Source organism: Lactobacillus helveticus DSM 20075 = CGMCC 1.1877, from assembly GCF_000160855.1.
GTDB classification, from domain to species: domain Bacteria; phylum Bacillota; class Bacilli; order Lactobacillales; family Lactobacillaceae; genus Lactobacillus; species Lactobacillus helveticus.
The window spans coordinates 44,930-46,738 of the sequence record NZ_GG700758.1 but is presented as its reverse complement, the minus strand read 5'-3'; the positions used below and the strand labels follow the sequence as shown (position 1 = coordinate 46,738).

At 26.2% G+C, this 1,809-nt stretch carries 2 protein-coding genes; one reads left to right on the top strand and one right to left on the bottom strand.

Annotated elements, in window-relative coordinates:
• The first annotated feature begins 428 nt into the window (after positions 1-428).
• Positions 429-1,220: an MFS transporter gene (locus tag HMPREF0518_RS08050; RefSeq protein WP_003627694.1), complete on the top strand. Its 792-nt coding sequence runs from the start codon at positions 429-431 to the stop codon at positions 1,218-1,220.
• A 306-nt stretch (positions 1,221-1,526) separates the two neighbouring features.
• Here HMPREF0518_RS08050 and HMPREF0518_RS10450 read toward each other — a convergent pair.
• On the bottom strand, positions 1,527-1,809 hold a 283-nt coding region (locus tag HMPREF0518_RS10450), incomplete at its 5' end, for a hypothetical protein (protein ID WP_211204998.1).

Sequence of the window (1,809 nt, the reverse complement as noted above, 5' to 3'; positions counted from 1 at the left end):
TAAAAAATCAATCTATGAGAAAGATCTATTTACACAAAAGATTTGACAGTTTCATAAGAATAAAATACCAATTCATTTTTTATCTTATCTGTATAAACTTCTGTGTATTCATCAATGATATATTTAGTCATATTCAATATAAGATACCTTTTCTTTTAAGTAAAAAATATCAGGATTATCATTAACTTTTGTTAAGTTTGATAATCCTGATAAAAAATTAACAAGTTTCGCAAGACTTCTTTGTATCATCTGAAAATTCACGTTTCTTTTCAACCTTCATATTATTTCATCTCCTTGAAAAATATTTAAGATTATGATAAACTTTTTCATAATAAAACAATATTTTTTTAACAATATTTTTTTAACAATATTTTTTAAAAAAGTATAGGCTTGAACACTTAATTTTACATTAATATGGAGTACTAAAAATGCTAAAAAAAAGTTCATATTTAATATCACGTTTTTTTGCTACTACTGCTGGTTCACTTTACGGTTTTGCTATTATTTGGTGGATTCAATTCAACACGTCTAGTTCAACGATAGTTGGACTAGTAAATGCTGGATTTGATTTGACAGCAGCTCTATCTATTTTTTATGGTCCTTTAATAGACAAGCATTCATTCAAACAGACTGCTTTAGGCGCTAGTTTTTTACAAGCTTTTTTGCTTTTTTTACTTTTTTTTAGTATGTTTTTACCAAATTATTTTTTAATACTTAACTGTATATTAGCTATTTTAATTTCGATTTGTGGTGAATTTTATTCCCCAGCTGATCGTGCTATCCTAAAGCAATCTGTAAAGCTTCTTAATGTAGATCTTACAAATATGATAGCTAAAATTAGTTTTATTGATCAGTCTGTTAATTTTTTTGGTGTAGCTTTAGCAGGTATATTATTAAAATTTATCAGTTCTAATTATATTATTTTAATTTGTGCCTTTTTAAGTCTTTTAAGTGGGGGATTATTGTTTAATTCCTTAAAGAAAGTGCATTTATCAATACATAAGCAAATTAAACGTCAAAATTATTTCTCAGAAATTTTAATAGGTTATCACTACATAAAAAAAGAACATTTTTTAAGTCGATATTTTTTTTCTTCTATTTTATTTTCATTTGTTGAACCTGCTTTAATAATTTTTTTACCTTATACAGCTGAGAAACTAGGCTCCGTAAGTTATTTAAGCTTTTTTTATATGTCTTTCTTTTTAGGATTTATTGTATGAGTAATTATTTGTAAGTATTTAAAAACCACTTCAAAAAATGTTGGACTTATTTGGACTTTGAGTATAATTCCTCTTTTATTTTTAATAAATAATTCTAATTGGCTTATATTTTGTTTTCTAATAAGTATTTTTGGAACTTTGACTGGAATTCATAACATTTTAGGTGAGTCTTTAATGCAAATTACTAGTACGGAAGATATACTGGGACGCGTTATGACAACTATTCGTACAGCTAATTCTTTAGGAAGTCCTATCGGTTCAGTAGTAGCCGGAATTATATTAGATAAATTTAATCAAAATATTTTATTAGTTATTTGCTGTATCTTTATTTTTTTGGGCGGAATAAATATAATCATTAAAAAATAATGGACATAAAAGTATTTGAACTTTGTATTCATAAGTTGATATTTCTGAAGACGAAAAATGGAAGTATGGCAACTCATACTGGGCTTGGCTGCCAGCGTTAAGCAATACACCCACTTTTTCTGCAGAAACTAAATCTGGCTCTATTAAGACATTAAACAAAAAAGATTTCTGGCGAGAATTCAGAAATGGAAATTTGGCATAAAAAAAGAGAGAACAAAAAAGT